The sequence below is a fragment of the Pseudomonas cedrina subsp. cedrina genome (assembly GCF_001983175.1).
Taxonomy (GTDB): domain Bacteria; phylum Pseudomonadota; class Gammaproteobacteria; order Pseudomonadales; family Pseudomonadaceae; genus Aquipseudomonas; species Aquipseudomonas cedrina.
Window position 1 is genome coordinate 114028 of the sequence record NZ_MNPW01000006.1, and the last position, 26403, is coordinate 140430.

The following is a 26403-nucleotide window of genomic DNA, read 5'->3' on the forward strand; positions in this document are numbered from 1 at the left end:
TGGTGCTTATAATGCCGCGCCCTGTTAGTGCAAAAGGGAATTTGGTTCCTGGTTTTTATAAGGAATTCCGATGATTGATACTTTCAGGGAAGACATCTGCATGGCATTTCGCGCCCTACCTTCGCTTGCGCTTGTGGCGGTTACCTTGTTATCCGGCTGTTCGATGTTTCGCAGTTATGACACCGAACTGCAGGCGACCAACCAGCAATTGGCCACTGGCAATGTCGACGCCGCACTGACGCTACTGGAAAAGAACAACACCGGCGACGACAAGGACCTGCTCTATTTCTTCGAAAAGGGCGAGTTGCTGCGTGCCAAGGGCGATCTGACCGGCAGCCAGACCGCCTGGCGCAGCGCTGACCTGCAAGTCTACAAGTGGGAAGAGTCGGTCAAGTTCGACAGCGCCAGGTACCTGGCCCAGTTCGGCAGCTTCCTGACCAATGACAAAGTGCGCCGCTACGAAGGTTATGACTACGAAAAGGTCATGCTGACCACGCAGATGGCCCTCAACCTGCTCGCCCTGAACGACTTCGACGGCGCGCGCACCGAAATCAAGAAGACCCACGAACGCGAGGCTGTGATCGCCGACCTGCGGGACAAGGAATACCTCAAGCGCGAAGATGAAGCCCAGCGCGAAGGCGTGACCACCCAGCTGAAAGACCTGCGCGGCTACCCGGTGCAAGCCCTGGACGCGCCGGAAGTGGTCGGCCTGAAAAACAGCTACCAGAGCGCGTTCAGCCATTACCTCGCCGGTTTCGTCTACGAAGCCCTGGGCGAAAAAGACCTGGCGGCACCCGGCTACCGCAAGGCCGCCGAGTTGCGCCCCAATACCCCGTTGCTGGAACAGGCCCTGCTGAACCTGGACAAATCCAAGGTCGGTGCCGACGAAACCGACGTGCTGATCGTAGTGCAGAGCGGCCTGGCTCCAGCCCGCGACTCGATTCGCCTGCCGCTGCCGATCCCGATCAACGGCAACCTGGTAATTACCCCGCTGTCGTTCCCGGTGATCAAGGCCGATACCTCTACCGCGACCTTTGCCCAGATCGGTGTCGACGGCCAGCAACAGAACCTCACCGCACTCAACAGCACCACGGCCATGTCCCGCCGCGCCCTGCGCGATGACATGCCGGGCATCATCCTGCGCACGACCGTGCGTGCGGTTACCCGTGGCGTGGCGCAGAACAACCTGAACAAGACCAACCCCATGGCAGGCCTGGTGCTGGGTATCGCGTCGGCCGTCACCGAAGGCGCCGACACCCGCACCTGGCGCACCCTGCCGGACATGACCCAAGTGGCCCGCCTGCGCCTCAAGCACGGCGAGCATCAGGTCAGCCTGCCCAACGCCTTCGGCGGCACGCTGGTGACGGTCAAGGCGGACCAGCGCTACCAGGTCATTACACTGCGCGTGGTCGGCAACCAGGTATTCGCCGGTGGCCTGGCCGCCCATGTGGTGCCGAGCACAACCACCCAGGCCATCGCCCTCAAACAACCTTAAGGAGCACGCTATGCGTCATTTCATCCTCGGCGCCCTGGCGCTGGTCCTGCTCGCCGGCTGCGCCACCCCGCCGCCGCCGGAGCCCGGCAGCGCCGCGAGCAAAATCGTGGTGATGGGCAAGTTCAAGGGCATCGCCGTCGGTGCCATCCGCGTTGCGCGCGAGAACGGTTTTCTGACCGCCAAAGTGCAGTTGAGCAATATCACCAGCAGCAACCAGATGATGTATTACCGCTTTGCGTGGCTGGGTGCCGACGGCTTTCCGGTGGGCGACGAAGAAACCTGGAAAGTGCTGAACCTGTACGCCAACCAGGCGACCTTCCTGCCGGCGATTGCCAATCTGCCGCAGGCAGCCGACTTCCGTCTTGAAGTGAAAACCCCTTGAACCGTCCCTCCTTATTGCTGCTGAGAGAATTCCCCATGTTTGCACGCTTCACGATCCTTGCCGCCGTGGTCGTCCTGGCCAGCGGCTGCGCCAATACCTCCCCGGTCCTGGGTGGCAAGAACATCAGCTACGGTGATACCAAGGCTGTGGAACTGGTCACCAACGAGTTCGGCTCCACCGACCTGCAAATGATCGCCGAAAGCATGACCCGCTCCCTGGCCCAGTCCGGCATCCTGCAAGGCCGCCCGGTGGTGCAGGTGTATGACGTGAAGAACAAGACCAGCGAGTACATCGATACCCGCGAGATCACTACATCGATCAAGACCCAGCTTATGAAAACGGGTACCGCACGCTTCGCCAGTGATAACACCGACATGCAGAGCCAGGTCGACCAACTCAAGTTGCAGAACCAGAGCGGGCTCTACAAGAAGTCCACTGTCAGCAAGACCGGCAACATGGTCGCCGCCAAGTACCGCCTGGAAGGCTCCATCAGCTCCATCGTCAAGCGCAGCTCGGACTACAAGGACGTGTTCTACAAATTCAGCCTGCAGTTGATCGACGTCGAGAGCGGCCTGGCGGAATGGATGGACGAAAAAGAAATCCGCAAGACCACGGAGCGCTGAACAATGCGTGCATGGATCGGCATGATCGGCCTGCTGTGCGCCTTCGGCGCCTCGGCCGCCCCGAAGATCGCGGTGACCGACCTGGCCTACGAGGCACGGGTCGAGGAATACATCCACCAGGTTTCGGCCAGCAATAACTTCCAGGCAAGCGGCTACCACGCCAGCGGCGCGTCGACCTACAGCGAGTACGAAAGCCGTAACAGCTACATCGAACAGACCGAGCTGCGTAAATTCAGCGGTGATATCAAGGGCGAGATCCTCAAGTCCCGCCAGTTCCAGCTGGTGCAAGGCACGCCCTATACCGCCGATGCCAAAGGTGATGTCTACGACGTCATCAAGCGCATCAAGGCCGGCAACTTCAAGGGGGCGGACTATGTGCTGTTCGGCACGCTGTCAGACATCGACTTTACCCAGGACATCAACGCCCTGGACCACACCAACAGCTACTCGGCGGTGCTGGGCCTGACGTTGGTGGCGGATTTCAGCCTGATCAATACGCGCACCTATGAGATAACCTCGGCGTTTACCGCCATGGGTGAAGGCCAGGACACCAAGCTGGTGAACAGCCGTGACGTGCGCGTGAGCCTGAACCGGCCGCGTGTGGTGAAGGAGGTGTCGAAAGCCCTGGGTGAGGATGTGGCGCGGCAGTTGGCGGAGCAGTTGGGCGGCGGGTATCAAGACCCGGGCCAGCCGCCGTTGCGCAATAACCTGCCAAGGGATGAAGCGCCGAAAATTCTGCGCTGAACCGCTATTGCACAAGCACCACAAAACAAATGTGGGAGCTGGCTGGCCTGCGATGCGGACACCACGGTGTTTCAGAAACACCGAGGTGCCTGCATCGCAGGCAAGCCAGCTCCCACACTTTGATGCGGTTTTGTCAGTTATGCCGTTGCACGATGCAAGCTGGCAAGAAACCCCGCCGCCCCCACGAACAACCCGGCAAACGTACGGTTCATGCGTTTCTGCTGTTTAGGCGTACGCAGCAGGCGCAATACCTTCGACGCCAGCCCCGTATACCCCGCCATCACCACCATATCGACGCTGATCATCGTCGCACCGATGATCAGGTACTGGCTCAGCAACGGCGCCTGCGGGTTCACGAACTGCGGCAACACCGCCAGCATGAACACCAGCGCCTTGGGGTTGCTGGCGTTGACCAAAAAGCCCCGGAACATCATGGCGATCGGCTTGCCGATCGGGCGCACGGCAGCGTCGTCGGTCATGTCCATGGGCAAGGCGCGCCATTGCTTGATGGCCAGGTAAACCAGGTACGCCACGCCAAACCATTTGATCGCATAGAAGGCAGTGGACGACGTCGCCAGGATTGCACCCAAGCCGAAAGCAACGACCGCAATCTGCATTGCCAGGCCCAGCTGCAGGCCAATGGCGTTCCAGTAACCGCGCAGGAAACCGTATTGCAGGCCACTGGACATCGAGGCGATGGCGCCGGCGCCGGGGGAAAGGGAGATGATCCAACTGGCCAGGAAAAAGGCCAGCCACGTGTCGAGTGCCATTACACACCTCAATCGGGAGTTTGCTGTTGTGCCTTAAGCTAACTCCGCCGACCAAAGACTGGCTATAGATTTTTACAAGATGTGAATACTAGCGGTCACCCGGGAACACGTGGGTGCCGGGCCAACGTCGCACCGAGCGCTGAAAGAACAGGCTGTTGGGCACTTGCACCATCGCACTGTCGGTGCCGGCTTCCGCCACTTCGACCAGCGTGGTGTAGAGCAGGTTGATCGCCACGACGCGGCCCTTTACGCCGGGCTTGTCGACAGTATCCACCAGCTCGACAATGTCACCGAGGCGAAACGGCCCGACCGTAAAGATGAGGATGGCGCACAACAGGTTCGACAGCACCGACCACATGGCGAAAAACGCCACGGCGGCGACCGCCACGAACCCCGACAATGCCGTCCACAACACCGTCGCGGAAACGCCCAGCCGGCCCAAGACGAAGATCAGCGCACTGCCCATGATCAACCAGCGCAAGCCACCGCGCAGCGGCATCAACAGCTGCGGAGGGAACGGATAGCGCTCACCCAGGCGAGTCAGGCCTTTGCCGACAAAACGCTGGGCGAGGTAACCGGCCAGCAGGATCAACAGAATTTGCACGCCGATCCATACGGGTTCGACCCACTGCGCCGGTAACGCCAACTGCAACGCTTCCATCAAGACAGCGCCTCCAGCTCCGCTTGCAAGGATTCGAGCAGTTCGAGGGCTTCCATCCAGGTTTCCTCCAATTGTCCCTCGCGTACCTTGAGCCTGGCTTGCTCAGCCAGCAAGTCGCGCAACTCGTCCTTGCGGGCGGCTTCGTAGACGGCGCTGTCGCCCAGGCTGGCCTCGATACTGGCCAGGCGCTCATGCACCTTGCCCAGCTCGGCTTCCAATTTGTCCGCTTCACGCTTGTGCGGCGCCAACTGCTGACGCAGTGCAGCGGCGGCCTGACGCTGGGCTTTCTTGTCGGTTTTGTCCGGGTTGACCGGGGTGTTGCTGGCCGGCGCGTTGCGTAGGCGGTAATCCGTCAGCCAGCGTGCGTAATCGTCCAGATCGCCGTCGAACTCTTCGACTTTGCCGTCCGCCACCAGCAGGAAATTATCGGTGGTGCTCTTGAGCAAGTGACGATCGTGAGACACCACCAGCACCGCACCGCTGAACTCCTGCAGGGCCATGGTCAGCGCCAGGCGCATTTCCAGGTCCAGGTGGTTGGTCGGTTCATCGAGCAGCAGCAGGTTCGGGCGGTCCCAGGCGATCAACGCCAACGCCAGGCGGGCTTTTTCGCCGCCGGAGAAGTTCAGCACCGGCTCATCGATACGCGCGCCACGGAAGTCGAAACCTCCAAGAAAGTCGCGCAGGGGCTGCTCGCGCTCGGTCGGTGCCAGGCGCTGCAGGTGCAGCAACGGGCTGGCCTTGGCGTCGAGCGAGTCCAACTGATGCTGGGCGAAGTAGCCCACCACCAGGTTCTCGCCGCGCGTCAGGCGGCCGGCCAACGGTTGCAGCTCACCCGACAGGTTTTTGATCAGCGTCGATTTGCCCGCGCCGTTAGGCCCGAGCAAACCGATGCGCGCGCCCGGCGTGAGCTGCAGCTTCACTTTTTCGAGGATGGTTTTATCGCCATAACCCAGGCGTGCGTCAGAAAGATCCAGCAACGGGCTGGAGATCTTCACCGATTCGCGGAACACAAAGTCGAATGGCGAATCGACGTGGGCCGCCGAGAGCTCTTCCATGCGCTCCAGGGCCTTGATTCGGCTCTGGGCCTGACGGGCCTTGGTGGCCTGGGCCTTGAACCGGGCAATGTAGCTTTCCATGTGCGCACGCTGCGCCTGTTGCTTCTCGAACGCTTGCTGCTGCTGGGCCAGGCGCTCGGCACGGGCACGTTCGAACGCGGTGTAGCCGCCCCGGTAGAGGGTGATTTTCTTCTGTTCGACGTGGGCGATGTTGTCGACCACGGCGTCGAGGAAGTCCCGGTCGTGGGAAATCAGCAGCAAGGTACCCTGGTAGTTCTTGAGGAAGTCCTCCAGCCACAGGATCGCATCGAGGTCCAAGTGGTTGGTCGGTTCGTCGAGCAGCAGCAGGTCCGACGGGCACATCAACGCCTGGGCCAGGTTCAGGCGCATGCGCCAGCCACCGGAGAAGTCGGCGACCGGGCGATCCATCTGTTCGTTGGTAAAGCCAAGGCCGGCCAGCATCTTGCGGGCGCGGGCGTCGGCGGTGTAGCCGTCGGCGCTGTCGAGTTCCGAATGCAGGCGCGCCTGTGCGGCGCCGTCCTGGGCTTTCTCGGCCTCGGCCAGGTCGTGTTGCACCTGGCGCAGGCGCAGGTCGCCATCGAGCACGTAGTCGATCGCAATGCGGTCCAAGGTGTCGATCTCCTGGCGCATATGGGCGATGCGCCAGTCGGCCGGCAGCAGGCAGTCCCCGGAGTCCGGGGTCAGCTCACCGAGCAACAGGGCGAACAACGTGGATTTGCCGGCGCCATTGGCACCGATCAGGCCGGCTTTGTGACCGGCGTGCAGGGTCAGCTCGGCGTCTTCGAGAAGACGTTGCGGGCCACGCTGTAATGTTAGGCTTTGAAGTCGGATCATAATGGCGGCGGAGTCTACCAGCTTCGTTGCCCGCTGGCTTGGGTGTGAATATGTGCGCTGACCTGTGGAGCTTTTCTCTCTCGACTTACGCCCACCCGGGCGTCGAAGCGGCGTGCCTGCGTTTGCAGGCGCAAGGTGCGGATGTGTGCCTGTTGCTCTGCGGCGCGTGGCTGGAGCAACGCGCTGTTACCGTGACCGCCGAGCGTATACAGGCGCTGAAACAGCTCGCCGGACCTTGGCAAACGCAGGTAATCGAGCCATTACGACAGGTGCGCAGGCAGTGGCGCGAAACGGCGCAGCACGATGAAAATCTGGCGGGGTTACGCGAGCGGGTCAAGGCCCTGGAGCTGGATGCCGAACGACAGCTGCTGACGCGCCTGGAAGCACTGGCGCACTTATGGCCGACGGGTGATGCAACGGCTCAGCAACGGTGGCTGGAAGGACTGGCGGCTGAGGATGCCGCCAACCTTGACCACGACGCGCTGCAAGCGCTGCGCGTCGCGGCCACCAGCGCTTAGGAAGCGCTGGTTGGGGTGGCGCTTGGCGCTGCCGGTGCAGGCGTGCTGCTGGCCGGTGTAGTTGGAGCGGTGGACGCTACCGGAGCGACAGCAGGCGTCGGCTTGGCTGCGGCTGGTTTGGCGGTTGGCTTCGCAGCAGCAGGTTTGGCAGCTGGCTTGGCGGCCGGTTTCGCGGCAGCAGGTTTGGCAGCTGGCTTGGCGGCTGGTTTCGCGGCAGCAGGTTTAGCAACTGGCTTAGCGGCTGGTTTCGCGGCAGGAGTTTTAGCGGCTGGCTTGGCAGCCGGTTTCGCAGCGGCGGTTTTGGCAGCTGGCTTGGCGGCCGGTTTTGCAGCAGCGGTTTTGGCAGCTGGCTTGGCGGCCGGTTTCGCGGCAGCAGTTTTAACAACTGGCTTGGCGGCCGGTTTCGCGGCAGCAGTTTTAGCAACTGGCTTGGCGGCTGGTTTCGCGGCAGCAGTTTTAGCAACTGGCTTGGCGGCCGGTTTCGCAGCAGCGGTTTTGGCAACTGGCTTGGCGGCCGGCTTCGCGGCAGCAGTTTTAACCGCTGGCTTGGCAGCCAGTTTCGCGGCAGGGGATTTAGCGACTGGCTTGGCCACAGGTTTTGCGGCCGCTTTGGCAGGCGCCTTCTCTGCAACAACCTTGGCAGGCGTACGAGTGCTCAGCGCCTTAGCTACGGCTTCCTTAACGCGGCCAATGCCCTGGGCCAATTTCAGGCTTTCCTGGGCATCTTTCTTGAGTTGGGAAATGTAAGTGCGGGTTTCAGCCTGGCGATCCTTGAGGGCGTCCAGCAGGTCCTCGAGTTCTTTGACAGCGTCCTTGGCTTTGGCTTGAGCCTTGGCCTTGCCGGCAGTGGCGGCGTCTTGCAGTTTGGTGCGGGATTTGTGCAGCTTTTCTTGCGCTTTACCGCGTTGTTTTTCCAGCTTGGCGAGCAGTTTTTCTGCATCGGCCAAGGCTTGGGAACAAGCGCTTTCCAGATGTTCGAGCAGGCTGCCCGAAAGTTGTTGGAGTAAGTGCAACGGGGTATTAACAGGCTTCTGTTTGGCCGACATGGTTTACCTCCTGGCTGACGTGGGTGCGGCTCATACTAGCCCTCTGCTCTTACCGCCGCTAGGGCATGTTGACAGTATCGTTTGGCTTGCGTTGCAGCCGGCGAAAATTCTTATGGATATAACGAAAATACGCGGCACTTTTTAGCCTTTCACACTGGCATAATCCGTCCCACTTTCGGCGGGAGAAAACCCATGTCGCGTTACGTTTTTCTTGTACTTGGCTTGGCGATTTCGGTAGCCAATGCAAGTGATGGATCGCCTGCAAAAAACGTTGATCAGAACCAGCACGACCTCGCCTACAGCCTGGGTGCCAGCCTCGGTGAACGCCTGCGCCAGGAAGTGCCCGACTTGCAGATCCAGGCTTTGATCGACGGCCTCAAGCAAGCCTATCAGGGCAAACCGCTGGCCTTGGACAATGCACGCATCGAGCAGATTCTTGCCCAGCATGAAGCACGAAACGAAGCCGACACACAGGCCCCCCAAAGCGAAAAAGCGCTGGCGGCCGAAGAACTGTTCCTGAGCAAGGAAAAAGCCGCGAAGGGCGTACGTGAACTGGCGGACGGGATTCTGCTCACCGAACTCACTCCCGGCACCGGTGAAAAACCGAAGGCCAGCGACCAGGTTCAAGTGAAATATGTGGGCCGGCTGCCCGATGGGACGGTATTTGACCAGAGCACGCAGCCCCAATGGTTTCGTCTGGACAGCGTGATCAGTGGTTGGAGCAGTGCGCTGCTACAGATGCCGGTCGGTGCAAAATGGCGCCTGGTGATTCCATCGGCCCAGGCTTATGGCACCGACGGTGCCGGCGAGTTGATCCCGCCCTACACACCGTTGGTATTTGAGATCGAATTGCTCGGCATCCGCCACTGACTATCTATAAAAAACGGCGCGCCATGCGCACCGTTTTTTTGTGACGTTACCTAGGATCAAGCCTGGGTCGCGGACTCTTCCTTGTGAGCGTTGTGCAGCACTTCGATCAAGCAGTCTTCCAGTTCGAAACGCTCGTGCAGCAATGCGCCCAACTCTTTGAATTTTTCTGCAACACATTTCCCGGCATCACACAGGTCGGTGAACGCCAACAGCTTCTCGGTGATAACGTCGATACGCGGGTAAATCGTCTCGGCCAATTCCAAGCCACGCTGATCGTCGAAGGCTTGTGCCTCTTTGGTCAGTTGCTCGTAGACGCCAAAATGACCGGCGGACACGTAGTCAACCAATACGCCGCAGAAATCCTGTAACGACTCACGATTCTCAGCCAGTGCCTCTGGCTTGGCGCCGAGAGCATCAAAGGCCCGAACCAGTTCGTGACGCGCCTTCAGCCAGCTATCGATCAGCTTGTGCACCCCACCCCAGCGTTCCTGAGCATTCTGACAACTTTCCAGCATGATGATCTCTCTTCCCTATAGGGGGCGCTGCCGCCTGGTGCCCGCGCAACACTTCAAGGTAAAGCCGCAGCCGGACAGGGCCGCATCTGACAAATGGTTTCAATAACGCATGCGGGCCAGATTATGCCCGCATGCCTATGGCTTCAAGGTACGCAGGACACAAAGTTCATACAAGTGTTTAATCCCGCCCTGCAAACTGAACACGGGGTTCACTGCCTCGCGGGGCGCGAAGGCTGGCGCAGAAACAGCGGTGAAAACTGCATCACGCCCACTACCAATATCCCGACGAAGAACAACAGGCTCCACTCGGGAGGGCTCAGGTCAAACAGCGTCCAGTTGGTTTCCACGCAATCGACAGTGCCTTTGACGGTCAATTGCAGGGCCTGCCAGAACGACAAGTTTTCAATCATGTAATGCAGGCTGGGCCAGCAATCGGCGGCCTGGTCCGGCGCGGCATTTTGTAGCAGCACCTGGCGCACGGCTGTCAGGGCGCCGAGCAATGCGAAGCCGATGCTGGCCAGCCTGTATAAGTGCAGAGCCACACGCTTGGGATCATGGAGGGCGGCAACCAGATTGATCAAGGTGACAGCGGCCAGGAACCCCCGCTGCATCTGGCAAAGGAAACACGGCCGCAACGACACGCCGAACTCGAGGTAAAAGGACGCGCCCAATGTCAGCGCACCCGCCAGGAACGCAAGGAAAAACAAGGAGCGTGAAGGGGCCAAAGACATGCTTTATCCGCATCGCGAAAGATAGGTCGCTACGGTAGAGGAAAGGCCTGACCCCTTTCAATACGTGCCAGAGCAGACAATTCCGCGAGAAGGTACGGACTTTCCGCCAGAAGATGGAAGACCTTGGAAAACTGAGCGTCGGACTTTGCCTACAATCGCTCAACTCCCGGCTTTGAGGGCCTAATGCGGGGTCGGCTGCCAGATATATCTGAACCGACCCTCGCCAACTTGCCTACATCAGGCTCGAGCCGGTACCGGCAACGGCGACGCCAGCAGTCGGTTATCCAACAATCCCAGGCCTTCCTGGAACAACTGGTTACTGCGTTCGGTGTCACCCAGCTGGGCCAACAAACGCGCCAGCTCGGCACAGGCCTCGGGATTGCGTTGTACTTGAAGGCTGCTTTCCAGGTAATCGCGCGCCTTGCCCCACAGGCTGTTTTGCAGGCACAGGCGGCCCAGCGTCAGCAGCAGGCTGGCATCACTTGGATGGTCCTTGAGCCAGCCTTCGGCAAACTTCAATTGCCGGGCCGGGTCACTGCCGCGCAACAGGCCGTACAGCCGGATCAGGTGGCTGTCGTAGCCGCGCTTGATGGCGCCACGCAGCGCTTCCTCGGCCTTCGCATCGGCACCCAGTTGGCGCAATTGCTCGGCGTACGCCAGAACCAGTTGCGGCTCCTGGCGCTGGGGGGAAGTCAGTTGCTGCCAGGCCCGCTCAAGGGACTGCAAACCGGCCTCACCCTCCTCTTCGCGCCGGGCCGCCAGACTCAGGTTCTCACCCCAGGCGCGGCGCTCGAGCTCGGCCAATTCACTGGCCGGCAGCACTTTGTCCTTGCGCAGTTCGGGCAACAGGCGGATCACCGACGACCAATCGCCCCGCTGCTGATGCAGGCGCTGCAATTGACGCAAGAGCTGGGCGTTATGGGGATGACGTTCGTGCATCGCCTGCAGCGTGGTCAACGCACCGTCCGTGTCGCCACGGTCCAGTTGCAACTGCGCATGGCTCAAGGCAACCGCGAGCTCGGCCTGAGGCTGACGCTCAAGCGCGCGCTCCAGCAAACCGTCGGACTCTTCGTAACGCCCTTGTTCATTTGCGGCACGGGCCGCGCCGAGGTAGTACAGCAAAGGCTGGCGCTCGGCTTCGGCGGCGCGGTGCAGGTGACGTTCAGCGCTGGCCCAGCGGCCCTCGGCGAGGTCCATCTGGCCTTGCTCAATGGCGATCTGCACGCGGCGGCTGCGGTTGCGCCGCGACCAGGGGTTGACCACGCCACCGGAGGTGGTGACCAGGCTCAACAGCACGCGGAGCAGGTAGATCGCCAAACCAATGGCAACCACCGCCACCAAAGTCGCCCACAGGCTCGACTCGTAATGCAGCACATGAGGGTAGGTAATCAGCACGTAGCCGGTGTGTTTCGAAATGCCCACCGCCAGCGCCAGCGCGATGGCAATCGCCAGCACCAGGATCACATAGAAACGTTTCATCGGCTCTACTCCTGCTTCGCCGACGGGGCCGCCGGCGTCGCTGCCGCCTTGGCTTCGTCGGCAGACAGATGACGACGCTCAAGGTAGGCCTGCACGGCAGCCAGGCTCGCGGCCAGGTCCGGCGTCACCACCGACACCGCCTTGGGCTCAAGCTCGGCAATACGCGCCAGCATCGCCTTGCTCTGCGGGTTGTCCTGGTTGAAGTTGTCCTGCAACACGCTGCGCGCCTCGCCGAGTGAGCGGCTATACACCGCCGACTCGCCGTTGAGCGCCGCCCATTGCGCCTGCTCCAGGGCCAGGCTCAAGGCCAGGCGAACCTGGTTCAGGCCCTGGCCGGCCAGCAGAGGGCGAATGTTGTCGTCCGGGTTGAAGTCAATGCGGAAGTACCGGGAAATCTGCTCCCACCACTGACTCCAACGGCTGTCCGTGTCGGTGGTCGAACGCCCTTGGGAAGCGGGCTCGGTCAGTTGATACTCCGGGGCAATGGCTGCCAGTTGCACAACCTGATCGCGCAAGGCCGCCAATTGCAGGTACAGCCCGGTGCGGTCAGGCTGCTCGGTACTGCGCAGCGCGACGAGGCTCTTGGCCAATTGCTCGCGGGCAGCGTAGGCGCCCGGATCGCTCTGTTCGCGAAGAATCTCGTCGGCGCCCTGGACCAGCGCCTGGGCGCTGTTGATATCTTGCAAGGCCGACAGGCGCAGGCTTGCCAGGCGAATCAGGTGTTCGGCCTCGGCCAAGCGCCAGTCCTTGCGGCTGGAACCCAGCACGGTTTCCAGGCGCTGGCTCAGGCGCTGCTGATCACCCTGCAACTGGGCCACCAGGCGACGACGCTCCTCCAGCTCATCCGCGGCGGGCAACTGCGCCAGCCGTGCAGCCAATTGTTGCTGGCTTTGCTTGAGGGACTGGGATTGCTCATCGAGGGTCTGCACCTGACCCAACTGCTGCTGGCTGCTGGCTTGCAGGGCGCGGACCTGCCAGATCCCCCAACCGCCGGCGGCAACGCCGGCAGCGCCCAGCAGCAGGGCGACGATTGCCAGGCCATTGCCACGGCGCGGCGCGGGGGCCGGTGCAACCTGCGCATCAAGTGCGGGTTGAGCTTCATCTTTAGGCAAGGCTGTTTCGCTCACGTATCCGTCCTTTGCGTATCAGAGAGTGGGAACGGTATAGCTCCGTATCGCCACTAACAAAGCCGCGGCACTCGCACCGCGACAATCCACAACTTTTTCTGCGCCGGCGGCCCGCGCCATCTCTTGGACTCGCGGGCTCGGCACGAACAACGGCAGCTGTGCCAACTGTGGCCAATCGGCTCCGGCCAGGGCTCGCAAGTGTAAAAAACCTTGCCCACTGCTGACCACCAGGCCGTTCAAGCGTTCCAACTGGATGCGTCGCATCAGTACCCCGGCGTCGTAGGCCGGCAGGAACCGACGATACAGCTCCAGATAGTCGACACTAGCACCTCTCTCGCGCAAACGCTCCGCCAGCAGCTCGCGGCCGCCCTCGCCGCGCAGAATCAGCACTCGGGGATCGGCGCATGCGATAGCCTCGCGCAGTGCAGGCAATTGAAGCAAGGCCTCGCTGTCGTCGCCAGTAGGGGGATGCTTAACTTCCAGACCGTGCTCGGCCAGTACGTGCGCGGTGGCGGCGCCGACGCTGAACCATCGCAACTGCGGCCATGCTCGATCCAGCTGTTGCACGGCCAGGCGCGCAGCAGGCTTGCTGACAACGATGACCGCACAGTAGCGACCCAGGTCATGAAAGACCGCCTGCTGTTGAGCGGTAACGGGCAGTGGCTCGATATCCAGCAAAGGCAAGCTGCTGCTGAAGATGCCAACTTCGGACAACGACGCCGCCAGGGCCGTCGATTCCTCGGCAGGCCGCGTCAGCAGCACACGCCATTGGGTCACTGCGGGCCGGCCTCGCCGTAGACTTTTTGCAGAATGGCGCCGGCGCCCTTCTCCAGCAGCGCTTCAGCCACCTGGACACCCAGCGCCGTGGCGTCACGCTGCGGGCCACGCACCTCGGCGGTCAACAGCGTGCCGCCGTTGGGGTCGCCCACCAGGCCGCGCAGCCACAGGTTTTCACCTTCGAGCACGGCGTAGCAGGCGATCGGCACCTGGCAGCCGCCATTAAGGTGCTTGTTCAGGGCGCGTTCGGCCGTGACGCGCACTTCGGTGTCATGGTGATCCAGCGGTTTGAGCAGGGCATGGATTTCGCTGTCGGCGGTACGGCACTCGATGCCAACGGCGCCCTGGCCACCGGCTGGCAGGCTGTCCTCGACGCTGATGGCCGAGGTGATACGGTCTTCGAAACCCAGGCGGATCAGGCCGGCCGCCGCAAGAATGATCGCGTCATATTCACCGGCGTCCAGCTTTGCCAGGCGGGTGTTGACGTTGCCACGCAGGAAGCGGATCTGCAGGTCCGGGCGACGGGTCAGCAACTGCGCCTGACGGCGCAGGCTGGACGTGCCGACAATGCTGCCCAAAGGCAACTCATCAAGGGACGCGTACGTGTTGGAAACGAACGCATCACGCGGGTCTTCGCGCTCGCAGATGCAAAACAGGCCCAGGCCTTCGGGGAAGTCCATGGGCACGTCTTTCATCGAATGCACGGCGATGTCGGCTTGGTTTTCCAGCAGCGCGGTTTCCAGTTCCTTGACGAACAAACCCTTGCCGCCGATCTTCGACAGTGGCGAGTCGAGCAGCTTGTCGCCGCGACTGACCATGGGTACCAGGGACACCTTGAGGCCTGGATGCGCCAGCTCCAGGCGTGCTTTGACGTATTCGGCCTGCCACAAGGCCAGGGCGCTTTTACGGGTGGCGATGCGAATTTCGCGAGAGGACATGGAACAATCCGTACTGAATAGATACGGCAGATAATAACAGCTCAGGCAAATACGCTTTGATTTGAATCAGCAAGTGCGAGGCCTCCCTGGCCACGTCGCACCGGGATAAGGACTGCAGGCCTCTGCACAGCCCTCGGGCTAAAGCTGCTGCATCATCTTGCGCACACCGGCGACATGCCGCCGGCTGACGATCAACGCGTCGCCGTTAAGGCCTTTCAGAAACAACTGAAAGTGCCCCAGAGGCGTACGCTGCAGGCGCTCGATTCGCTCGCGGGCTACCAACGCATTGCGATGGATACGCACAAAGCGATCGCCGAATTCATCCTCAAGCGCCTTGAGCGGCTCATCGAGCAGCACTTCACCGCCTTGATGGCGCAGGGTCACATACTTGTGATCAGCGATAAAGTAGACCACCTCGCCCAGAGGGATCAGCTCAATGCCTTTGCGTGTGCGCGCGCTGATATGGCTGCGCGGCCCGTTGCCACTTTGAGCCGCGGGCTGGGTCAGCGCGGCGAGCTGGACGCGGGTTGGGCGCTCGGCTTTTTTCAAGGCCTTGAGCAAGGCATCACCGGCCACCGGCTTGGTGAGGAAGCTGACACCGCTGGCTTCCAGCGTCGGCGCGGGAAACTCGTCGCTCGCGGCACAAAACACCACGGCCGGAGGCGACTCTCGCTCGCTCAGTCGGGCGGCAACCTGGAGGCCATCAAGGCCAGGCATACGGATATCGAGCAACACCACATCCGGCTTGAGGCTGTCGATCAACGTCAACGCCTCTTCGCCCGTGGTGGCGCTTGGCTCCAGTACGGTATAACCCTCGATTTCACTGACTGAACGACTCAGTCGCTCGCGGGCTTGGGGTTCGTCATCAACGATCAGGACATTCATATAGCGCTGGATTCCTGCGTGAGTCTCGCACAAGGATAGCGTAGACAGGTGCGGTGACTTGCGTCACAGCGATCCACGCTAAGACTAGCGCGAGCGGCAAAAAGTGCCCTGGGAGTGGCACCCATATTTACCCGGACCTGTTCAATAGCGCCCAAGACCTGGTGCCTGCGGGCATCGTCGTAGGGTTTGTTGATACACAATCCGAATCCCCCCTTCTTTAATGGATAGTCTGGGCTCTGACCGCGTCACCCGACTTTGGTGCATTCCACGCACGGTCAGTCCAACTGTAGACGCTCACCGAGACGACATTGCTCAATCGATAAATATGGTTTCAAAAGCACCTGCGCCCAGTCTCGTCCTGGACGCGGTCGGCGGCAAGGCACTTAGCCATCCTTTGCGCAAATAAAATGCCGACAACCCACAGCACCGCCTCAACAGGCAACCCTGTTATTATCGCCGGCACACTTTCCTGTCTCTTATTAAGCAGATCACGAGCGAATCCATGAGCACCGACAAGACCAACCAGTCCTGGGGCGGCCGCTTCAGTGAACCCGTCGACGCCTTCGTCGCCCGCTTCACCGCCTCCGTCACCTTCGACCAGCGCCTGTACCGCCACGACATCATGGGCTCCATCGCCCACGCGACGATGCTGGCCAAGGTCGGCGTGCTGACCGACGCCGAGCGTGACAGCATCATCGACGGCCTGACCACTATCCGTGGCGAGATCGAAGCCGGCACCTTCGACTGGCGCGTCGACCTGGAAGACGTGCACATGAACATCGAAGCCCGCCTCACCGACCGCATCGGTGTGACCGGCAAGAAACTGCACACCGGCCGTAGCCGTAACGACCAGGTGGCCACCGATATCCGCCTGTGGCTGCGTGACGAAATCGACCTGATCCTGTCCGAAATCACCCGCCTGCAAAAAGGCCTGCTGGAACAGGCAGAGCGTGAGTCAGACACTATCATGCCTGGCTTCACTCACCTGCAGACCGCGCAGCCTGTGACGTTCGGCCACCATTTGCTGGCCTGGTTCGAAATGCTCAGCCGCGACTACGAGCGCCTGGTGGACTGCCGCAAGCGCGCCAACCGCATGCCGCTGGGCAGCGCCGCGCTGGCCGGCACCACCTACCCGATCGACCGCGAATACACCGCGCAACTGCTGGGCTTTGACGCCGTCGGCGGCAACTCGCTGGACGGTGTGTCGGACCGTGACTTCGCCATCGAATTCTGCGCCGCCGCCAGTATCGCGATGATGCACCTGTCGCGCTTCTCGGAGGAGTTGGTGCTGTGGACCAGCGCGCAGTTCCAGTTCATCGACTTGCCGGACCGTTTCTGCACGGGCAGCTCGATCATGCCGCAAAAGAAAAACCCCGACGTGCCTGAGCTGGTACGTGGCAAGAGCGGCCGTGTGTTCGGCGCGCTGATGGGCCTGCTGACCCTGATGAAAGGCCAACCGCTGGCCTACAACAAGGACAATCAGGAAGACAAGGAGCCGCTGTTCGACGCCGCCGACACCCTGCGCGACTCGCTGCGTGCGTTTGCCGACATGATCCCGGCGATCAAGCCCAAACACGCGATCATGCGTGAAGCGGCGCTGCGTGGGTTCTCCACCGCGACGGACCTGGCGGACTATCTCGTGCGCCGTGGCCTGCCATTCCGCGACTGCCACGAAATCGTCGGTCATGCCGTGAAGTATGGCGTGGACACCGGCAAGGACCTGGCGGAGATGAGCCTGGAGGAATTGCGCAGGTTCAGCGACCAGATTGAGCAGGATGTGTTTGCGGTACTGACCCTGGAAGGCTCGGTGAATGCCCGTAATCACATCGGCGGCACTGCGCCGGCGCAGGTGAAGGCCGCTGTTGTGCGTGGCCAAGCGCTGCTCGCCAGCCGCTAAAAGCATCGCAGGCAAGCCAGCTCCCACAGGAGACCGGGTATCTCCAGACACTTCGGCCAACTGTGGGAGCCGGGCTTGCCCGCGATGGCGCCCTCACAGGCGCCGTAAATCTACTTTCTAGCGGCAATCTTCGCCATAAAACCCGGCATCGCCGCCAGCCTGTCCGCTTCCACCTTCTGCGCATTGGGCATCTCATTCAAACGCCCCAGCAATGCCTTGGCCTTTGGCAACTCAGCCAACAGATCCAGCCCAAACAGCTTCTCGCCCACCCCCAAGGCCAGGTTCAGGCTGTACATGAAATACAGATCGGCAAGGGTGAAGCTGTCTCCCGCCACGTACGGCGTGAACTTGCCGTGCCTTGCCAGCGAACCGATTCCGAGCAGTAACTCCGCCCTGGTTTTTTCCTTGATCGCCTCCGGCACCGTCATGCCAAAAAACGCTTCGGCGAAACACGCACGCGCAGGCAACTCGATGTACAGCTCGATCTCCCTGCACAACGCCAACACCTGAGCACGCTCGAACGGCTCGGCGGGCAGCAGCGCGGGCCCTTGCTGGGTCTGCTCGATATACTCGAGGATCACACTGGTTTCGTTGATGAACCCCTGCTCGACGCCCAGCACCGGCACCTTGCCGCGCGGGCTTATGGCCAGCGCTTCGGGCGTTTGCCCGGCATAAAAAGGCACCTCTTCGAACGGCAGTCCTTTCTCCAAGAGGGCCAGTTTCACCATGTTGTAGTAGTTACTGACCGAAAATCCGTAAAGCTTGAGCATCGCAAAGCCTCCAGGCCGTGTGCGGGGTTGGCTGCAAGCGTTATAGATGCCCTGACGCGTCCTGACCAGCAGCATCACCTGCCTGAATGGCGGTAGACTGATGCCCTTTTCCTTGAGGAGCCTGCCATGAGCGAGCCGACCGATATCGACAACGACGAAGAAGAATTCACCGAAAGCACGCTGGTCCAGGCCATCGAGAACCAGATCGAAAGCGACAACCCGCCGGCGGCCAAGGCCACGTTCAACAAGCTGACGCTGGTGGGCTACGAGCGCGAAGAGATATTGAACCTGATGGCCCACGTGCTGGCCTTCGAGATCGACGCGATGCTGGATGAGGACCGGGCGTTCGATACCCAATGGTATGAAACCGCGCTGCGAGCACTGCCGGAGCTGCCGCCCGAAAAGGAATAATCCAGCCGCGCTGCAACACGCTGGACAGTTCGGCAAAGTGCGTTCACCTTATGGCCTGCTAGCCTCTAATAAATTTTAGAAAGTCTGGAGTCCTTATGTCGTATACCCCTGAGTTGGTTGCCGAACTGGAAATCCTTGTACTCTTCCCCTTGGACAGCACCAAGGAAGGTCTGAAAGTCCACCAGACCGCCGCCCCCACTGCTATCGCCGCCGCCAAACGCCTCCACGCGAAAGGATTGATCGACCAGCCGGACGGAGGCTACCTGACCAGCCTTGGCCGGGACGCCGCAGAGCAAGCCCAAACCTTGCTGACTATCTTGACCACCGCCTCGACCAAAGAAGCCGCCTGACACCTGATATGCCCATGGGGTCCGCCCTGTGCGGACTCCGAGGGCTTTGCCGTGCAACAGCGAAAATTCTGACGTCTAAATCCATTTCCCGCTAAAACTCCTACGCTACTGGCTGTAAACTCCTACACGGCCGCCCACGTCGGGCCCTGCGAGCCACCGAGTTCGACATGACCCGCACCCATGAAATCCGCCCCGACCTGGACGAAGGCATCGACCGCAAGGTGCTGGCCCAATTGCGCGCGCGTTTCATGGCCCTCAACGATGGGCGCATGGCCCGGGCGATCGAAGGGCTGACGCCGCGCCAGCAAAGCGTGCTGACCCTGCTGCCGCTGTTTTTCCACGTCAACCATCCACTGCTGCCCGGCTATGTGTCGGGCAGTACACCAGCCGGCCTGTCGAATTTCGAACCCGACACCCAGGCCCTGGCCGAAGCCCAGCGCCTGACCCGCTCGTTCTCCTACAAGCCACGCCGCGGCAATCCGCCAACGCCCATCCACGGCCTGTTCCTGATGGGCAGCCTTGGGACATTGGCCCAGGCCGACCAGAGCGATATGGACGTCTGGGTCTGCCACGCCGCCGACCTGAGCGAGAATGAACTGGCCGAGCTGCGCAAGAAATGCCAGTTGCTGGAAGCCTGGGCCCTGAGCATGGGCGCAGAGGCGCATTTCTTCCTCATCGAGCCGACACGCTTCGTGCTCGGCGAGCGCGACACCCAGCTCAGTTCGGATGACTGCGGCACCACCCAGCATTACCTGCTGCTGGACGAGTTCTACCGCACCGCCATCTGGCTGGCCGGGCGTACGCCGATCTGGTGGCTGGTGCCGGTGTATGAGGAAACCCGCTATGCCGAGTTCACCCACACGCTGATCAGCAAGCGCTTCATCCGCGCCGATGAAACCCTCGACCTTGGTCACCTGGCGCACATCCCTCCCGGCGAATTCATCGGCGCCGGGCTGTGGCAACTGTTCAAAGGCATCGAGTCACCCTACAAGTCGGTGCTCAAATTGCTGCTGACCGAGGTCTACGCCAGCGAACACCCGCATGTGCAGTGCCTGAGCCTGCGCTTCAAGCGGGCGGTGTTTGCCAACCAGATGGACCTGGACGAGCTGGACCCGTACATCGTGGTGTACCGCCGCATAGAGGAATACCTCAAGGCCCGCAACGAGCCCGAACGCCTGGAGCTGGTGCGTCGTGCGCTGTACCTGAAGGTCAACCGCAAGCTCAGCGCCGGCCAGCGCACCACCAGTTGGCAACGGCTGTTACTGGAGCGCCTGGCCCATGAGTGGGGCTGGAACCAGCGTCAGCTGGCGCTGCTGGACAGTCGCAGCCAATGGAAAGTGCGCCAGGTCGCCTCGGAGCGCCGGGCGCTGGTCAATGAGCTCAATTACAGCTACCGCTTCCTGACCCAGTTCGCGCGCACCGAGCAAACCGTCAGCCTGATCAACAAGCGCGACCTCAACGTGCTGGGCCGGCGCTTGTACGCCGCCTTCGAACGCAAGGCCGGCAAAGTCGAATTCATCAACCCCGGCATCGCCCCGGATTTGGCCGAAGACACCCTGACGCTGGTTCAGTCGCCCAATCGCAAGGAGCCGGGCCAGCACCACTGGGGCCTGTACAACGGCAACCTCACCGCCCTGGAATGGGAACATTTCGCGCCGATCAAGCGCAGCCGCGACCTGCTGGAAATGCTCACCTGGTGCCATCGCAACGGCGTGATCGACAGCAGCACCCGTTTGGCGCTGCATCCGGGCACCAGCGACATGACCGAATTCGAGCTGTTCAACCTGCTGGGTAGCCTGCAACAGACCGTCGCCCTGCCCTTGGCCACCGTTGATGAGGAGCGCCTGCTGCGTTCGGCGGTGCCCGAAGCGGTATTGCTGCTGATCAATGTCGGCGTCGACCCGCTCAAGCATCACCGCGACCTGAATATCCTGATGACCACCGAGCGCACGGACTCGCTGAGTTATGCCGGCGTGCGCGACAACTTGGTACTCACGTTGGACCAGGTCACGCTCAACAGTTGGAACGAGGTGATGGTTAACCGCTATGACGGCCCCCACGCCTTGCTTGACTGCCTGCGCGATTACCTCAACCAGTTGCCGCCGGATCACTTGCCACGGCTGCGGGTGCGCTGCTTCTGTCACAACCGTGCGCAGTTCATCGCGCAGCGCGTGGAAGAAATCTTCGACACGGCGCAGAACCTGCTGCTGGGTCAGTCCAACCATCGCTACCTGTTGCAGGTGCAACAGCACTATCACGTGATGGAATTGATGCCGGGCCAGGCCACCCATGTGTCGCTGCCGACCCAGGATGCACTGATCGCCTACCTCAGCGAAGAACTGGCCAGCTACAGCCCGCTGCACCTGGATGCCATGGCCCTGGAAGATCACGATCTGGCGTTGCTGCTGCCGATGGGCTTGGCCGATTGCGTGCAGGTGTTCTATCGGGTCAACGAAGGTTTCGCCGAGCTGTATGTGCTGGATGAATTCAACGCGCTCTGGCAGCAACGCCTGCCATTCCATGATGAGCAAAGCCTGCTGGCACCATTGCAGCGTTTTCTGCAATCGATCATCTATCGCCGGGAGGCGCTGTCGCCGCTGGACCCGCAGCAACCGCTGGGCGCAGTGCAAACCCTGTTTTACCAGCTAGTGCCGTCGGGCAGTGGCCGCGCTCGCAGCATCGAACCGCGCCCGGTGCCGATGAACCCGGCGAACAAACCGTTTTATGACGTGCAGGCGATTATCGGCAAGGCCGCGCCTGGCCAGGTGGGCATTACCCTGTATTGCGATCAGCGCGAATTTTCCGAACTGGAATTTGGCGACCAACTGTTTGCAGTGGTCGCCCGGGAAATCGTCGGGCAACGCCGGGAAACCGAACGTTACCGCTGCTACATCACCGACCTGGACCTGTCCGGACTGATCGGTGATGTGCAGAGCCCGAGTAACCTGTACCTGCGTTACAAGGCCGAGCTGGAGCTGTCGCTGAACGAGGCGTTGAGCCAGCTGTAGAGAACATGTGTATCTACGCATGTGTAGTGAGCGGGCTTGCCCCGCGCTGGGCTGCGCAGCGGCCCCAAACCAGGCGACCTGGTTCTATCTGGAGATCGGCGGTGCCTTTAGTGGGGCCGCTACGCAGCCCGGCGCGGGGCAAGCCCGCTCACTACAGGTATGTCGATTTATAGAGGGAACGCGCCGCCATCCTTAGGCTGGCCTTCGACGCTGAGCAGTTCCAACTTGAGGGTCTTGCCGCCCGGGGCCGGCCAGTCGATATGCTGGCCTACCTGCAGGCCGAGCAGTGCGCTGCCCACCGGGGCCAGGATCGAAATCTTGCCTTCGTCGGCGTTGGCGTCCTTGGGGTAAACCAGGGTCAGATGATAGTCCTTGCCGCTACCTTGCTCGCGGCAATGCACGCTGGAGTTCATGGTCACGACACTTGCAGGCACTTCATCGTGGCCAACCACTTCTTCGGCGCGGTCGAGTTCGTGTTGCAACGCTTCGACGCCGGGAAACTCGTCGCCCAGGCGGTCGATCAGTTGCTCCAGACGCTGCACGTCAAGACGGGTGAGGATGATGGACGGTGCGGTGGTCATGATTCAGGCAGACTCCTTTTTTCTGCACAAAAAAGCAAAACCCCGCCAGGAAAAGGCGGGGTTCTCACGGGCCTCGATGAGTTGAGGCGTACCCGGACACTACCACAGCGTCACAAATAAACAAGACGACTTCAGGCGTGGGCCCGGCGCTGCTGGGCCTGGGCACAGATCACGCGACGCCGCTCATCGTCGGCAGAGCGCCATTCGCGGATATCTTCCACATGGCGGAAGCAGCCGAGACAGACTTTCTGCTCATCCAGGCGACACAAACTGATACAAGGTGACGGCACCGCCGGGCTGACATTACTGAACAGCGGCTTGGGCGGGCGTACGGGTGCAGGCTGGGTCACGGTCAAATCTCGTCGAAGTCCAGCTCTTCGCCGGTATATTCCTGGACCAGGCGCGCAAGCATCTCGCCCAGCAACTCTTCACTCTTGTCGCACTGCCATTTGCCGCTTTCTTCGTCGTAGTCGAAGTGAACGCCACCGGAGCGCGCAGCCAGCCACAGCTGACGCAATGGCTCCTGGCGACTGAAGATCAGTTGCTGGCCGCTCTCGAACTTGACGGTCAGCACGCCAGCCGAGTTTTCCAGGTCCACGTCCAGGCCGCTGTCGTCGAAAATATCTTCCAGCGCCTGCTGGGTCGCATCCACCAGGTCGTGAAAACGGGCTTCGGTCAAACTCATTGTGGCAACCTCAAAAGTGTCTGGTTTTGCTCAAGCGCCGCACGATACGGGCGAGCCCCGCCGATTGCAAAGGATACCGATTTCAACACGATTGACGGTGTGAAATATCCTCAAGCAGCGTAGTCCGCTTCTCGGCTATCTCAGCAAACCCCCGCCGGACGGGTATTCCAGCGCATAGGCAAGCTGACGGGGGGTCGGTATACTCGGGCGCAATTAATGCATATTCAAGGATTTCGCCATGAAGCGCCTGATCTCTTCCCTTGCTGCGCTCGTCGCGGTCGCTTGCCTCGTTAGTGCCTGTGGTCAAAAAGGCCCGTTGTACCTGCCCGATGACAGCAAAGACCCGAATGAGCAGGCGCAATCGTCGCAAAAGCCGTCAAAAGCGCATAAGCACGATACCTACGAATAAGGGAACTCCATGGACGCTTTTAACTACCGGGACGGCGAGCTGTTCGCGGAAGGCGTGGCGTTGTCCGCGATTGCCGAGCGCTTTGGTACCCCGACCTATGTGTATTCCCGTGCACATATCGAAGCCCAATACCGTTCCTTCACCGACCCATTGGACGGCGTGCCGCACCTGGTGTGCTACGCGGTCAAGGCCAACTCCAACCTCGGTGTACTGAATGTCCTGGCGCGCCTGGGCGCCGGTTTCGACATCGTGTCCCGTGGCGAGCTGGAACGTGTACTGGCTGCCGGCGGCAAGGCTGACAAGATCGTTTTCTCCGGCGTCGGCAAGAGTCGCGATGACATGCGCCGCGCCCTCGAAGTGGGCGTGCATTGCTTCAATGTCGAGTCCACCGACGAGCTGGAGCGCTTGCAGGTCGTGGCCGCCGAGATGGGCGTTCGCGCGCCGATCTCGCTGCGCGTCAACCCGGACGTCGATGCTGGCACCCACCCGTACATTTCCACCGGTCTCAAAGAGAACAAGTTCGGCATCGCCATTGCCGACGCGGAGGACGTGTACATCCGCGCCGCGCAGTTGCCGAACCTTGAAGTACTGGGCGTCGACTGTCATATCGGCTCGCAACTGACCAGCCTGCCGCCCTTCCTCGATGCGCTCGACCGCCTGCTGGCGTTGACCGACCGCCTCGGCGAGTGTGGCATCTACCTGCAGCATATCGACCTGGGTGGCGGTGTGGGCGTGCAGTATCGCGACGAAGAGCCGCCGCTGATCGCCGATTACATCCGGGCCGTGCGCGAGCGTACCGAAGGCCGCGGCCTGGCGCTGATGTTCGAGCCGGGCCGCTATATAGTCGCCAACGCCGGCGTACTGCTGACCCAGGTCGAGTACCTCAAGCACACCGAATACAAGGATTTCGCCATCGTCGATGCGGCGATGAACGACCTGATCCGCCCGGCGCTGTACCAGGCCTGGATGAACGTCACCGCCGTGACGCCTCGCGACAGCGAAGCGCGCACCTATGACATCGTCGGCCCGATCTGCGAGACCGGCGACTTCCTGGCCAAGGAGCGTCAGCTTGCGCTGGAGGAAGGTGACCTGCTGGCCGTGCATTCGGCCGGTGCCTATGGGTTTGTCATGAGTTCCAACTACAACACCCGCGGGCGTGCCGCCGAGGTGCTGGTGGACGGTGATCAAGCGATTGAAGTGCGTCGCCGCGAGACGGTAGCCGAGTTGTATGCTGGCGAAAGCCTGCTGCCGGAGTAAGCCATGCTGCTGCGTTTTACCAAGATGCACGGGCTGGGCAATGATTTCATGGTCCTCGACCTGGTCAGCCAGCACGCGCACATCCTGCCCAAACACGCTAAACAGTGGGGCGACCGTCATACCGGCATCGGTTTCGACCAATTGCTGCTGGTGGAAGCGCCGACCAACCCGGAGGTGGATTTCCGTTACCGGATCTTCAACTCCGACGGCTCCGAAGTGGAACAGTGCGGCAACGGTGCGCGCTGCTTCGCACGCTTTGTGCTGGACAAGCGCCTGACCGCCAAACGGCAGATTCGCGTCGAGACCAAGGGCGGCGTGATCGAACTGGACATCCGCAGTGACGGCCAGATCAGCGTCAACATGGGCGCGCCACGCCTGGTGCCAGCGGACATTCCGTTCCAGGCGCCCGAGCAGGCCCTCAGTTATGCGCTGGACGTGGACGGCAAGACCGTGGATATCGCCGCCGTGTCCATGGGCAACCCCCACGCCGTGCTGCGGGTCCACGACATCAACAACGCGCCCGTGCATGAACTGGGGCCGAAGATCGAACACCACCCGCGCTTTCCGGCACGAGTCAATGTGGGCTTCCTGCAGGTGATCGACCGTTCCCGCGCGCAATTGCGTGTGTGGGAACGCGGCGCCGGCGAAACCCAGGCCTGCGGTACCGGTGCCTGCGCCGCTGCCGTAGCCGCGATCAGCCAGGGCTGGATGGATTCGCCGCTGCTGATCGACCTGCCCGGCGGACGCTTGTCCATCGAGTGGGCAGGCCCTGGCCACCCAGTGATGATGACTGGGCCGGCCTCGCGCGTATACGAAGGACAGGTCCGTCTATGAGTGAGTCAAGCCAATGACCGATAAGCCTCTAGTACCCGCACATGCCAACCCGAGCGACAGCCTGGAGGCCGCTGCCGTCGCGGCGTACCTTGAGGCTAATCCGGACTTCTTCGTCGAACACGAAGAGCTGCTGGCGGCCCTGCGCATTCCGCACCAGCGCGGCGACACCGTGTCGCTGGTGGAGCGGCAGATGAAGATCCTGCGCGAGCGCAATATCGAGATGCGCCACAAGCTCTCGCACCTGATGGATGTCGCCCGCGACAACGACCGCCTGTTCGACAAGACCCGCCGACTGATCCTGACCCTGATGGACGCCAGCAGCCTGGAAGAAACGGTCATCGCCGTGGAAGACAGCCTGCGTCAGGATTTCCAGGTGCCCTTTGTCAGCCTGATCCTGTTCAGCGACAACCCGATGCCGGTGGGTCGCTGGGTCAGCGGCAGCGACGCGCAGACTGCCATCGGTGGTTTGCTGTCCGAGGGCAAGACCATCAGCGGCACCTTGCGCGAGCATGAACTGGACTTCCTGTTTGGCGCCGAACAGTGCAAGCAGATCGGCTCAACCGCCGTGGTCGCCCTCAGCCATCAAGGCCTGCATGGCGTGCTGGCCATCGCCAGCCGCGATCCCGCGCACTACAAGAGCTCGGTGGGCACGTTGTTCCTGACCTATATCGCCGAAGTACTCGGCCGCGTATTGCCGCGTTTCACCACTGCCCTGCGCGCGGTGCGCTAG

At 61.5% G+C, this 26403-nt stretch carries 29 protein-coding genes and 1 pseudogene; 14 read left to right on the plus strand and 16 right to left on the minus strand.

Annotated features, from left to right (window positions below; all coding sequences use genetic code 11):
• Positions 1–100 precede the first annotated feature (100 nt).
• From BLL36_RS13840 to BLL36_RS13855, 4 genes are read left to right on the plus strand one after another with little or no spacing between them, the layout of a single operon-like run.
• Complete coding sequence (locus tag BLL36_RS13840) at positions 101–1495, plus strand: COG3014 family protein (protein WP_076952266.1); 1395 nt, start codon at positions 101–103, stop codon at positions 1493–1495.
• Positions 1496–1505: 10 nt separating this feature from the next.
• A complete protein-coding gene (locus BLL36_RS13845) occupies positions 1506–1877 on the plus strand; it encodes a YcfL family protein (RefSeq protein WP_008439304.1) in 372 nt (123 codons plus the stop codon).
• A gap of 35 nt (positions 1878–1912) precedes the next feature.
• Positions 1913–2500 (plus strand): penicillin-binding protein activator LpoB, encoded by a 588-nt coding sequence (lpoB, locus tag BLL36_RS13850; protein WP_076951987.1) that lies wholly within the window; start codon positions 1913–1915, stop codon positions 2498–2500.
• A gap of 3 nt (positions 2501–2503) precedes the next feature.
• Positions 2504–3244: a penicillin-binding protein activator LpoB gene (locus tag BLL36_RS13855; RefSeq protein WP_076951988.1), complete on the plus strand. Its 741-nt coding sequence runs from the start codon at positions 2504–2506 to the stop codon at positions 3242–3244.
• Between the two features lie 137 nt (positions 3245–3381).
• Here the strand turns inward: BLL36_RS13855 and BLL36_RS13860 are convergent, their stop codons facing one another.
• The 3 genes from BLL36_RS13860 to BLL36_RS13870 all read right to left on the minus strand — a co-directional run bounded on the left by BLL36_RS13860 (position 3382) and on the right by BLL36_RS13870 (position 6585).
• On the minus strand, positions 3382–4014 hold the full coding sequence (locus BLL36_RS13860; protein WP_076951989.1) for a LysE family transporter: 633 nt from the start codon (positions 4012–4014) through the stop codon (positions 3382–3384).
• 88 nt (positions 4015–4102) lie between these two features.
• A complete protein-coding gene (locus BLL36_RS13865; protein ID WP_076951990.1) occupies positions 4103–4675 on the minus strand; it encodes a mechanosensitive ion channel family protein in 573 nt (190 codons plus the stop codon).
• A complete protein-coding gene (locus tag BLL36_RS13870) occupies positions 4675–6585 on the minus strand; it encodes an ATP-binding cassette domain-containing protein (RefSeq protein WP_076951991.1) in 1911 nt (636 codons plus the stop codon). Before BLL36_RS13870 ends, BLL36_RS13865 begins: the two co-directional genes overlap by 1 nt.
• A 50-nt stretch (positions 6586–6635) precedes the next feature.
• Between BLL36_RS13870 and BLL36_RS13875 the strand changes: the two genes are divergently transcribed.
• Positions 6636–7103: a TIGR02444 family protein gene (locus BLL36_RS13875; RefSeq protein WP_076951992.1), complete on the plus strand. Its 468-nt coding sequence runs from the start codon at positions 6636–6638 to the stop codon at positions 7101–7103.
• Here the strand turns inward: BLL36_RS13875 and BLL36_RS13880 are convergent.
• Positions 7100–8149: an AlgP family protein gene (locus BLL36_RS13880; RefSeq protein WP_076951993.1), complete on the minus strand. Its 1050-nt coding sequence runs from the start codon at positions 8147–8149 to the stop codon at positions 7100–7102. The genes BLL36_RS13875 and BLL36_RS13880 overlap by 4 nt on opposite strands.
• 192 nt (positions 8150–8341) lie before the next feature.
• On the opposite strand from BLL36_RS13880, the gene BLL36_RS13885 reads away from it, so the two are divergent.
• A complete protein-coding gene (locus BLL36_RS13885; protein WP_076951994.1) occupies positions 8342–9019 on the plus strand; it encodes an FKBP-type peptidyl-prolyl cis-trans isomerase in 678 nt (225 codons plus the stop codon).
• Positions 9020–9075: 56 nt separating this feature from the next.
• Here BLL36_RS13885 and BLL36_RS13890 read toward each other — a convergent pair whose 3' ends face one another.
• The 8 genes and pseudogenes from BLL36_RS13890 to BLL36_RS31975 form a co-directional block, all read right to left on the minus strand.
• Positions 9076–9534 carry an Rsd/AlgQ family anti-sigma factor gene (locus BLL36_RS13890; protein WP_076951995.1) on the minus strand — a complete coding sequence of 153 codons (459 nt, stop codon included), beginning with the start codon at positions 9532–9534 and terminating at the stop codon, positions 9076–9078.
• 209 nt (positions 9535–9743) lie between these two features.
• Positions 9744–10265, minus strand: a complete 522-nt coding sequence (locus tag BLL36_RS13895; protein WP_076951996.1) for a disulfide bond formation protein B — start codon at positions 10263–10265, stop codon at positions 9744–9746.
• 237 nt (positions 10266–10502) lie between these two features.
• On the minus strand, positions 10503–11744 hold the full coding sequence (locus BLL36_RS13900) for a heme biosynthesis protein HemY (RefSeq protein WP_076951997.1): 1242 nt from the start codon (positions 11742–11744) through the stop codon (positions 10503–10505).
• A gap of 5 nt (positions 11745–11749) precedes the next feature.
• Positions 11750–12871 carry a uroporphyrinogen-III C-methyltransferase gene (locus BLL36_RS13905; protein WP_076951998.1) on the minus strand — a complete coding sequence of 374 codons (1122 nt, stop codon included), beginning with the start codon at positions 12869–12871 and terminating at the stop codon, positions 11750–11752.
• A gap of 18 nt (positions 12872–12889) precedes the next feature.
• A complete protein-coding gene (locus BLL36_RS13910; RefSeq protein WP_076951999.1) occupies positions 12890–13648 on the minus strand; it encodes a uroporphyrinogen-III synthase in 759 nt (252 codons plus the stop codon).
• Positions 13645–14586 carry a hydroxymethylbilane synthase gene (hemC, locus tag BLL36_RS13915; RefSeq protein ID WP_076952000.1) on the minus strand — a complete coding sequence of 314 codons (942 nt, stop codon included), beginning with the start codon at positions 14584–14586 and terminating at the stop codon, positions 13645–13647. Before hemC ends, BLL36_RS13910 begins: the two co-directional genes overlap by 4 nt.
• A 138-nt stretch (positions 14587–14724) precedes the next feature.
• Positions 14725–15471, minus strand: coding sequence for a LytR/AlgR family response regulator transcription factor (locus BLL36_RS13920; protein ID WP_076952001.1), 747 nt, complete (start codon positions 15469–15471; stop codon positions 14725–14727).
• Positions 15468–15602 (minus strand): annotated as a pseudogene (locus BLL36_RS31975) (sensor histidine kinase); the annotation flags it as partial. The gene BLL36_RS13920 and the pseudogene BLL36_RS31975, both read right to left, overlap by 4 nt.
• A 371-nt stretch (positions 15603–15973) precedes the next feature.
• Between BLL36_RS31975 and argH the strand changes: the two are divergent.
• The gene (gene argH / locus BLL36_RS13925; RefSeq protein WP_076952002.1) at positions 15974–17368 is read left to right on the plus strand and encodes an argininosuccinate lyase; all 1395 of its coding nucleotides are present in this window, start codon (positions 15974–15976) and stop codon (positions 17366–17368) included.
• Positions 17369–17478: 110 nt separating this feature from the next.
• On the opposite strand, the gene BLL36_RS13930 is transcribed toward argH, so the two are convergent.
• On the minus strand, positions 17479–18138 hold the full coding sequence (locus tag BLL36_RS13930; RefSeq protein ID WP_076952003.1) for a glutathione S-transferase family protein: 660 nt from the start codon (positions 18136–18138) through the stop codon (positions 17479–17481).
• 126 nt (positions 18139–18264) lie between these two features.
• Between BLL36_RS13930 and BLL36_RS13935 the strand changes: the two genes are divergently transcribed.
• The 3 genes from BLL36_RS13935 (at position 18265) to BLL36_RS13945 (ending at position 21907) form a co-directional block, all read left to right on the plus strand.
• Positions 18265–18549 (plus strand): hypothetical protein, encoded by a 285-nt coding sequence (locus BLL36_RS13935; protein WP_076952004.1) that lies wholly within the window; start codon positions 18265–18267, stop codon positions 18547–18549.
• A 95-nt stretch (positions 18550–18644) separates the two neighbouring features.
• Entirely contained in the window at positions 18645–18899 is a 255-nt protein-coding gene (locus BLL36_RS13940) for a TIGR02647 family protein (RefSeq protein ID WP_003195403.1), read from the plus strand.
• Between the two features lie 167 nt (positions 18900–19066).
• On the plus strand, positions 19067–21907 hold the full coding sequence (locus BLL36_RS13945; RefSeq protein WP_076952005.1) for a class I adenylate cyclase: 2841 nt from the start codon (positions 19067–19069) through the stop codon (positions 21905–21907).
• 167 nt (positions 21908–22074) lie between these two features.
• Here the strand turns inward: BLL36_RS13945 and rnk are convergent, their stop codons facing one another.
• The 3 genes from rnk to cyaY form a co-directional block, all read right to left on the minus strand.
• A complete protein-coding gene (gene rnk, locus BLL36_RS13950; protein WP_076952006.1) occupies positions 22075–22488 on the minus strand; it encodes a nucleoside diphosphate kinase regulator in 414 nt (137 codons plus the stop codon).
• A 131-nt stretch (positions 22489–22619) separates the two neighbouring features.
• The gene (locus BLL36_RS13955) at positions 22620–22838 is read right to left on the minus strand and encodes a DUF1289 domain-containing protein (protein WP_076952267.1); all 219 of its coding nucleotides are present in this window, start codon (positions 22836–22838) and stop codon (positions 22620–22622) included.
• A gap of 2 nt (positions 22839–22840) precedes the next feature.
• A complete protein-coding gene (gene cyaY / locus BLL36_RS13960) occupies positions 22841–23173 on the minus strand; it encodes an iron donor protein CyaY (RefSeq protein WP_076952007.1) in 333 nt (110 codons plus the stop codon).
• 238 nt (positions 23174–23411) lie between these two features.
• On the opposite strand from cyaY, the gene lptM reads away from it, so the two are divergent.
• The 4 genes from lptM to BLL36_RS13985 are packed head-to-tail and all read left to right on the plus strand — an operon-like array spanning position 23412 to position 26403.
• A complete protein-coding gene (lptM, locus tag BLL36_RS13970; RefSeq protein ID WP_010207449.1) occupies positions 23412–23582 on the plus strand; it encodes an LPS translocon maturation chaperone LptM in 171 nt (56 codons plus the stop codon).
• Positions 23583–23591: 9 nt separating this feature from the next.
• Positions 23592–24839, plus strand: a complete 1248-nt coding sequence (lysA, locus tag BLL36_RS13975; protein WP_076952008.1) for a diaminopimelate decarboxylase — start codon at positions 23592–23594, stop codon at positions 24837–24839.
• Positions 24840–24842: 3 nt separating this feature from the next.
• Positions 24843–25673 (plus strand): diaminopimelate epimerase, encoded by an 831-nt coding sequence (gene dapF / locus BLL36_RS13980; RefSeq protein ID WP_076952009.1) that lies wholly within the window; start codon positions 24843–24845, stop codon positions 25671–25673.
• A gap of 13 nt (positions 25674–25686) precedes the next feature.
• Positions 25687–26403, plus strand: coding sequence for a DUF484 family protein (locus BLL36_RS13985; protein WP_076952010.1), 717 nt, complete (start codon positions 25687–25689; stop codon positions 26401–26403).

Excerpts from the sequence above, each read along its gene's own strand:
- BLL36_RS13870 (WP_076951991.1), bottom strand. The coding sequence starts at position 6,585 with ATGATCCGACTTCAAAGCCTAACATTACAGCGTGGCCCGCAACGTCTT.
- hemC (WP_076952000.1), bottom strand. The coding sequence starts at position 14,586 with ATGTCCTCTCGCGAAATTCGCATCGCCACCCGTAAAAGCGCCCTGGCC.
- BLL36_RS13940 (WP_003195403.1), top strand. The coding sequence starts at position 18,645 with ATGTCGTATACCCCTGAGTTGGTTGCCGAACTGGAAATCCTTGTACTC.
- BLL36_RS13880 (WP_076951993.1), bottom strand. The coding sequence starts at position 8,149 with ATGTCGGCCAAACAGAAGCCTGTTAATACCCCGTTGCACTTACTCCAA.
- lysA (WP_076952008.1), top strand. The coding sequence starts at position 23,592 with ATGGACGCTTTTAACTACCGGGACGGCGAGCTGTTCGCGGAAGGCGTG.
- BLL36_RS13875 (WP_076951992.1), top strand. The coding sequence starts at position 6,636 with ATGTGCGCTGACCTGTGGAGCTTTTCTCTCTCGACTTACGCCCACCCG.
- BLL36_RS13930 (WP_076952003.1), bottom strand. The coding sequence starts at position 18,138 with ATGCTCAAGCTTTACGGATTTTCGGTCAGTAACTACTACAACATGGTG.
- argH (WP_076952002.1), top strand. The coding sequence starts at position 15,974 with ATGAGCACCGACAAGACCAACCAGTCCTGGGGCGGCCGCTTCAGTGAA.
- BLL36_RS13900 (WP_076951997.1), bottom strand. The coding sequence starts at position 11,744 with ATGAAACGTTTCTATGTGATCCTGGTGCTGGCGATTGCCATCGCGCTG.
- BLL36_RS13885 (WP_076951994.1), top strand. The coding sequence starts at position 8,342 with ATGTCGCGTTACGTTTTTCTTGTACTTGGCTTGGCGATTTCGGTAGCC.
- lptM (WP_010207449.1), top strand. The coding sequence starts at position 23,412 with ATGAAGCGCCTGATCTCTTCCCTTGCTGCGCTCGTCGCGGTCGCTTGC.
- cyaY (WP_076952007.1), bottom strand. The coding sequence starts at position 23,173 with ATGAGTTTGACCGAAGCCCGTTTTCACGACCTGGTGGATGCGACCCAG.
- BLL36_RS13935 (WP_076952004.1), top strand. The coding sequence starts at position 18,265 with ATGAGCGAGCCGACCGATATCGACAACGACGAAGAAGAATTCACCGAA.
- BLL36_RS13985 (WP_076952010.1), top strand. The coding sequence starts at position 25,687 with ATGACCGATAAGCCTCTAGTACCCGCACATGCCAACCCGAGCGACAGC.
- rnk (WP_076952006.1), bottom strand. The coding sequence starts at position 22,488 with ATGACCACCGCACCGTCCATCATCCTCACCCGTCTTGACGTGCAGCGT.
- BLL36_RS13895 (WP_076951996.1), bottom strand. The coding sequence starts at position 10,265 with ATGTCTTTGGCCCCTTCACGCTCCTTGTTTTTCCTTGCGTTCCTGGCG.
- BLL36_RS13860 (WP_076951989.1), bottom strand. The coding sequence starts at position 4,014 with ATGGCACTCGACACGTGGCTGGCCTTTTTCCTGGCCAGTTGGATCATC.
- BLL36_RS13920 (WP_076952001.1), bottom strand. The coding sequence starts at position 15,471 with ATGAATGTCCTGATCGTTGATGACGAACCCCAAGCCCGCGAGCGACTG.
- dapF (WP_076952009.1), top strand. The coding sequence starts at position 24,843 with ATGCTGCTGCGTTTTACCAAGATGCACGGGCTGGGCAATGATTTCATG.
- BLL36_RS13840 (WP_076952266.1), top strand. The coding sequence starts at position 101 with ATGGCATTTCGCGCCCTACCTTCGCTTGCGCTTGTGGCGGTTACCTTG.
- BLL36_RS13855 (WP_076951988.1), top strand. The coding sequence starts at position 2,504 with ATGCGTGCATGGATCGGCATGATCGGCCTGCTGTGCGCCTTCGGCGCC.
- BLL36_RS13865 (WP_076951990.1), bottom strand. The coding sequence starts at position 4,675 with ATGGAAGCGTTGCAGTTGGCGTTACCGGCGCAGTGGGTCGAACCCGTA.
- BLL36_RS13945 (WP_076952005.1), top strand. The coding sequence starts at position 19,067 with ATGACCCGCACCCATGAAATCCGCCCCGACCTGGACGAAGGCATCGAC.
- BLL36_RS13890 (WP_076951995.1), bottom strand. The coding sequence starts at position 9,534 with ATGCTGGAAAGTTGTCAGAATGCTCAGGAACGCTGGGGTGGGGTGCAC.
- BLL36_RS13845 (WP_008439304.1), top strand. The coding sequence starts at position 1,506 with ATGCGTCATTTCATCCTCGGCGCCCTGGCGCTGGTCCTGCTCGCCGGC.
- lpoB (WP_076951987.1), top strand. The coding sequence starts at position 1,913 with ATGTTTGCACGCTTCACGATCCTTGCCGCCGTGGTCGTCCTGGCCAGC.